Source organism: Kitasatospora sp. NPDC058406 (assembly GCF_042722765.1).
Classification (GTDB): domain Bacteria; phylum Actinomycetota; class Actinomycetes; order Streptomycetales; family Streptomycetaceae; genus Kitasatospora.
This window is the reverse complement of record NZ_JBHXKE010000412.1, coordinates 1-4,688: the sequence shown is the minus strand read 5'-3', so window position 1 is coordinate 4,688 and position 4,688 is coordinate 1. Positions and strand designations below refer to the sequence as shown.

Sequence of the window (4,688 nt, the reverse complement as noted above, 5' to 3'; positions counted from 1 at the left end):
GTCCGGGGCGGCGACGTGGGACTCAGGCGGTGTCGCGGTTCCGGCGCCGGATCCGGCCGAGGACGACGGCTCCGCCCACGAGGGCGAGCGCCGCGATCGAGCCGCCGGCGAGCAACGGGGTCCGGGAGGACGGGTCGGCTGCCCGGTCAGTGGTCCCGTACCCGCTGGACAGGCCCCGGGTGTCGTACTCGGAACCGGGCAGCTTGTCGGCGTAACGGGCCTTGAGGAGCTTCTGGTAGTCGGCGAGCGACACCGCCGACTGGCCGTCGAGCCCCTCCCGGGCCTGGTCGTTGAGCGGCTCCACGGTGGTGAGCTTCAGCTGGTACCAGCCGCGGATCTGCGGCTCCGTGAAGACCAGGGTGCCCAAGCCCGCCTTGCCGGCGTACGTGGCGTCGCTGTCGCCGTCGCGCACCCCCGCCAGGTGCCAGCCGCCGCCCTCGGTCGGGGCGAGCAGCACCGTGGCGGTGCGGTCGTTGACGGTCGCGTTGAGCGAGGAGACGAGGTGGCTCAGCCTGATGGCCTCGGTGGGGAGCGGCGGGGCCGTGCCCGCGGCGAAGCCCGGGGTGATCTCGTTCACCGCCAGCGGGTCCTTGAGTGTGAACGCGGGCAGGCCCTCGCACGGCGAGGCCGTGTCGGGAATCGTCACCACGGTGTCGGATCCGCCCTGGGGCAGCGGCGTTCCGAGAAAGCGGCAGACGGCGTCGCGGACGTCGGCCGACTTCACCAGGTCGAGGGCGGCCTGGTAGTCAGGGATGTCGGCCGCGCGGGCCGGGCCGACGGCGGACAGCAGTGCGGACGCGCTCAGCGCCAGGACGATGGGCAGCCGGGAGAACCGAATGGTCTCCCGCTTGACGGGCATTCCTTGGTCACGCATGTGTCGCCCTCCTTCTCTGTCTATCGGGAGATGCCGGTACGGGAGTGGGTCCACTTGAACGAGCTGTTGTTCACGTAGTCGCCGTAGTTCCACCACGTGTAGGTGGCGGTGTCCGGCCACGGGTCGGCGACGGCGATGGTGTTGTTCGAGGTGTCGAAGCCGTAGACGATGTTCATGTGGCCACCGCCGGAGGTCCATCCGATTCGGGCGCCGATCGGCCGGGCCGCCTTGACGTCAGTGGTGACCTGGGCGAACGAGGCCGCACTGCTGATCCCGGTACCGGTCTTGGACAGGCCCAGGCTCGACCAGGCGTTGGCCATGTCCCCGAGCGTGGCGGGCTGGTTGTTGCAACTCGGACCGCCGCTGTACTGGGAGGCGCGGTCGCAGAAGTCCGCCTGCGTGGTGCCGAATCCCTGGAACTTGGCGATGGTGAGCCCGGCGGCCGACCAGCACCACTGGCTCTTCTCCTGCTTCAGCATGGTGATCTGGTCGTAGCCGGCCTCCGCCCGGGCCGTACCGCCTGCTGCCAGGAGGATCCCCGAGGCCGCCAGCGCCAAGGCCGGTCCGGTGGCCGCGAACCTGAATCTGCTCATATCCCTGCCTTCCCATGGGGCGAGTGAGTGCCCAGCGACATGAGAGCGCGGACCGCCGCCGATCCCCAGGGGGCTCGTGGAAACTACAGCCGAAGGGGTTGTTAGCCATATAAGAGCTGGATGGCTTGAAATGTGCGTAGCCAGAGGGACGTTGGGGCGCCTGGATTCCACCGGACGCGCGGCGACCTGTGTCGTCCGAGCGGCCCGGGCCGGGGTCGGCCCGGGCAGCGCGGGTCGGTCAGCGGGGTATGCGGTGGCGGCCCCGGGGATGCTGCCGCTGCTCGGGGATCGGATTGCTCTCGGGGCTGAAGTGGCCTGCCTGGCGGGCGATCCAGGCGTATTCGGTGGTGCCGTCGGGGTGGTGGCGCAGTTCCCAGCGGCCGTGGCGGGTGATGGGGGGTGGGGGTGGGGTGTCCTCGATCCGCAGGCTCGTGACCACGCCGACGACGACGGTCGCGAGGGCGAGGGCGAGGAGGACGGCGAAGGCGGTGGCGACGAGGTAGTCGGTCATCGGAGGTATCCGAGGTGGTGGGCGAGGCTTTCGAGGAGGTCGCGGGCCTGGGCGCGGGTGAGGGGGACGGCGAGGTGGTCGCCGGGGGCGGCGTTGATGTCGAGGTCGACGGGGAAGCGGAGCTGGAGGTCGGCGTCGGGGACGGACTCGACGGTGAGGTAGGGGACGGTGGTGCGCTCGATGTGCGGGCGCGGGATGGGGATCAGGTCTCCCATCGCGGGTCGGTCCTTTCGCGGAGGAGGCGGAGGAGGTTGAGGAGGGTGGCGACGGGGGCGTTGCCGAAGTCGATCAGGATGCGACCGTCCACGGTGCCGGGGAGGGTGGCGGCGGAGCCCCAGCGGATGCCGAACGGGCGGCCGGCTTCGTGGAATTCGGCAAGCAGGGCGGTGACCTCGGCGTCGGTGTAGGTGCGGATGACGGGGTCGTCCGGCGCGATCGGTTCCGGGCTCACGCGGCGGCGTCCAGCTCGAACCAGACGCGCTTGCCCGACTTGCGGGGGTCGGCGCCGAAGCGGTGGGTGAGGGAGCGGACGAGGTGGAGGCCGCGTCCGGAGAGCTCGTAGGGGTCGGCGGAGGTGCGGGGTTCGGGGAGGGTGGGGCTGTCGTCGGCGACGGAGACGCGGACGGTGCGGGTGGGGAGGAGGACGACCACGACGGTCGGGGCCTGGCAGCCCGCGTGGCGCCAGGCGTTGACGTACAGCTCGTGGAGGGCGAGTTCGGCGTCGCGGATCAGGTCGTCCGGCCAGCAGGCGAGGGCGAGCACGTCCCGCAGCTCCTCGCGGGCGGCGGACCAGTCGGGCGGGTTGAAGGCACGCATGGGGAACCTCCGAGTGAGGTCGTGCGAGTGGGGAGGGTGAGCGTCGGCGGATGCGTCACCGTGAGCCAGGCCCGGCCATGGCTGCTCTGCGGTGCGAGAGGGCAGCAGGCGCCTGCCGCCCTTACGAACAAGCGTTACTGACGACCCGTCGGATCGCTGTGACATTGACGATAGCCCAGAGCGTCTTCAATTGAAGGCGCGATCTGGAAGATTCCCCCTTGCGGGGGAACCGCAGTATCCGGGCCGCCCACGCATGGTTGGACCGCCTCATGGCGCGCGCGGCAGACTGGTCCCAAGCCACCCCGAAAGGACGACATGCCGCTTCGACGCGACCCGACCTTGCGCCAGCGCCGTCTGGGCGCCGAGATGCGGAAGATGCGAGAGCAGGCCGGTCTCGGCGGCAGTCAGCTCGCACGCGCCCTCGGGCTGAACCCCACGCAGGTCACGCAGATGGAAACGGGCAAGATCGGCGTCAGCTCCGACAGGCTACGGACGGTGGCCGCCGCCTGCGCGTGCAGAAACACTCCCTTGATCGACGCCCTCGCCGACATGGCGGTGGAACGAAAGAAGGGCTGGTGGGAGGAGTACCGGGGAGCCCTGGCGACCGACTTCCTCGAAGTGGCAGAGGTCGAGGGCCACGCCCGAAGGCTCTACACCTGCACGACCACGTACATTCCCGGTCTTCTCCAGACGCGTTCCTACGCCGCAGCGGTGTTCGCGCGCGCCACGCCACTTCCCACACAGCAAGACATCGACCTGAGAACCGAATTCCGGATGAAGCGGCAACAGGTCCTTCACTCTCAGCAGGTCCCCTACCTGGCGTTCATCCACGAGGCAGCACTGCGCATGCAGTTCGGTGGACCAAGGATCCTCGTGGAGCAGCTTTCCGCTCTCGCAGGTGCCTCCGAGATGTCTGGCGTCTCGATCCGGGTGATGCCGTTCAGCGCCGACACCTTTCCCGGGTCCAGCGAGAACCTCACCTTCGCCGAGGGTGTGACCCCCGAGCTGGACACCGTACAGATGGACGTCGCCCAAGCCGTCCAGTTCTTCGACTCGCCAGCACACCTGGCAAGCTACCGATCAGTGTTCGCTCGATTGGAAGCCACCGCCCTACCCGAGGATGAGTCACTGGAGCTCATTCGATCCGTCATGAAGGAAGTTGAGGGTAGGTATGCCTGACCAGGATTGGCAGAAGTCCACCTTTAGCGGTGCACACGACGAGTGTGTCGAGATCCGCACCGTCGATGGGGCGGTAGAGCTGCGGGAGTCCGATGACCCCGGCGTCATGGTCCACACCGACTCCATCACCTTCGCGAACCTCCTCCAAGCCATCAAAGCCGGCGAACTCGACCACCACGCCTGACCACAGGCGGCGGATCTGTAGCGTCGATACCCAGATCACGGAGGCCCCATGACCACCCATGCTTGGCAGAAGTCCAGCTACAGTGGCGCCTCCAGCGAGTGCGTCGAGGTCCGACCGGCTGGAGGCATCGTCGAGCTCCGCGAGTCCGACGACGAGGACGTCATCCTCCGCACCACCCCAGTCGCTTTCGCGAACCTCCTCCACGCCATCAAGGCCGGCGAACTCGACCAGCATGTCTAACCTCCGGCGGTGAAACTGCAGCGCCGATGCCCTCCCCACCCAGATCGCGGAGGCCCCATGAGCACCCATGCTTGGCAGAAGTCGAGTTACAGCGCAGCGAACAACGAGTGCGTCGAAGTACGTCTCACGGACGGGCTGATCGAGCTCCGCGAGTCCGACGACGGAGACGTCATCCTCCGCACTACCCCGACCGCATTCACCGGTCTCCTCCACGTCATCAAGGCCGGCGAACTCGACCACCACGCCTGACCTCCGAACGATCCGGAGCACGAAAGCCCCGCCCCGCCGAGC

The 4,688-nt window shown here is 68.6% G+C and carries 10 protein-coding genes; 4 read left to right on the top strand and 6 right to left on the bottom strand.

Going from position 1 to position 4,688, the window contains the following annotated elements:
• Nucleotides 1-22: 22 nt before the first annotated feature.
• From ACFWOG_RS39695 to ACFWOG_RS39670, 6 genes are all read right to left on the bottom strand, one after another.
• A complete protein-coding gene (locus tag ACFWOG_RS39695; protein WP_329948588.1) occupies nt 23-874 on the bottom strand; it encodes a hypothetical protein in 852 nt (283 codons plus the stop codon).
• Between the two features lie 20 nt (nt 875-894).
• Nucleotides 895-1,467 carry a papain-like cysteine protease family protein gene (locus ACFWOG_RS39690; protein ID WP_329882036.1) on the bottom strand — a complete coding sequence of 191 codons (573 nt, stop codon included), beginning with the start codon at nt 1,465-1,467 and terminating at the stop codon, nt 895-897.
• 238 nt (nt 1,468-1,705) lie between these two features.
• Entirely contained in the window at nt 1,706-1,978 is a 273-nt protein-coding gene (locus tag ACFWOG_RS39685; protein ID WP_380364508.1) for a hypothetical protein, read from the bottom strand.
• A complete protein-coding gene (locus tag ACFWOG_RS39680) occupies nt 1,975-2,193 on the bottom strand; it encodes a hypothetical protein (protein ID WP_355405529.1) in 219 nt (72 codons plus the stop codon). The genes ACFWOG_RS39685 and ACFWOG_RS39680 overlap by 4 nt, the downstream gene beginning before the upstream one ends.
• Nucleotides 2,181-2,429 (bottom strand): hypothetical protein, encoded by a 249-nt coding sequence (locus ACFWOG_RS39675; RefSeq protein WP_380364505.1) that lies wholly within the window; start codon nt 2,427-2,429, stop codon nt 2,181-2,183. The genes ACFWOG_RS39680 and ACFWOG_RS39675 overlap by 13 nt, the downstream gene beginning before the upstream one ends.
• Complete coding sequence (locus ACFWOG_RS39670) at nt 2,426-2,794, bottom strand: ATP-binding protein (RefSeq protein ID WP_380364503.1); 369 nt, start codon at nt 2,792-2,794, stop codon at nt 2,426-2,428. The genes ACFWOG_RS39675 and ACFWOG_RS39670 overlap by 4 nt, the downstream gene beginning before the upstream one ends.
• 315 nt (nt 2,795-3,109) lie before the next feature.
• Between ACFWOG_RS39670 and ACFWOG_RS39665 the strand changes: the two genes are divergently transcribed.
• From ACFWOG_RS39665 to ACFWOG_RS39650, 4 genes are read left to right on the top strand one after another with little or no spacing between them, the layout of a single operon-like run.
• Entirely contained in the window at nt 3,110-3,973 is an 864-nt protein-coding gene (locus ACFWOG_RS39665) for a helix-turn-helix domain-containing protein (protein ID WP_380364501.1), read from the top strand.
• Nucleotides 3,966-4,157, top strand: coding sequence for a DUF397 domain-containing protein (locus tag ACFWOG_RS39660; protein ID WP_380364499.1), 192 nt, complete (start codon nt 3,966-3,968; stop codon nt 4,155-4,157). The genes ACFWOG_RS39665 and ACFWOG_RS39660 overlap by 8 nt, the downstream gene beginning before the upstream one ends.
• Nucleotides 4,158-4,205: 48 nt before the next feature.
• A complete protein-coding gene (locus tag ACFWOG_RS39655) occupies nt 4,206-4,397 on the top strand; it encodes a DUF397 domain-containing protein (protein WP_380364497.1) in 192 nt (63 codons plus the stop codon).
• 57 nt (nt 4,398-4,454) lie between these two features.
• Nucleotides 4,455-4,646 carry a DUF397 domain-containing protein gene (locus ACFWOG_RS39650; protein WP_380364495.1) on the top strand — a complete coding sequence of 64 codons (192 nt, stop codon included), beginning with the start codon at nt 4,455-4,457 and terminating at the stop codon, nt 4,644-4,646.
• Nucleotides 4,647-4,688 lie beyond the last annotated feature (42 nt).

Bases quoted from the DNA above. Each gene is read 5' to 3' on its own strand.
- ACFWOG_RS39685 (WP_380364508.1), bottom strand. From the start codon at position 1,978: ATGACCGACTACCTCGTCGCCACCGCCTTCGCCGTCCTCCTCGCCCTC.
- ACFWOG_RS39690 (WP_329882036.1), bottom strand. From the start codon at position 1,467: ATGAGCAGATTCAGGTTCGCGGCCACCGGACCGGCCTTGGCGCTGGCG.
- ACFWOG_RS39650 (WP_380364495.1), top strand. From the start codon at position 4,455: ATGAGCACCCATGCTTGGCAGAAGTCGAGTTACAGCGCAGCGAACAAC.
- ACFWOG_RS39665 (WP_380364501.1), top strand. From the start codon at position 3,110: ATGCCGCTTCGACGCGACCCGACCTTGCGCCAGCGCCGTCTGGGCGCC.
- ACFWOG_RS39660 (WP_380364499.1), top strand. From the start codon at position 3,966: ATGCCTGACCAGGATTGGCAGAAGTCCACCTTTAGCGGTGCACACGAC.
- ACFWOG_RS39655 (WP_380364497.1), top strand. From the start codon at position 4,206: ATGACCACCCATGCTTGGCAGAAGTCCAGCTACAGTGGCGCCTCCAGC.
- ACFWOG_RS39670 (WP_380364503.1), bottom strand. From the start codon at position 2,794: ATGCGTGCCTTCAACCCGCCCGACTGGTCCGCCGCCCGCGAGGAGCTG.
- ACFWOG_RS39680 (WP_355405529.1), bottom strand. From the start codon at position 2,193: ATGGGAGACCTGATCCCCATCCCGCGCCCGCACATCGAGCGCACCACC.
- ACFWOG_RS39695 (WP_329948588.1), bottom strand. From the start codon at position 874: ATGCGTGACCAAGGAATGCCCGTCAAGCGGGAGACCATTCGGTTCTCC.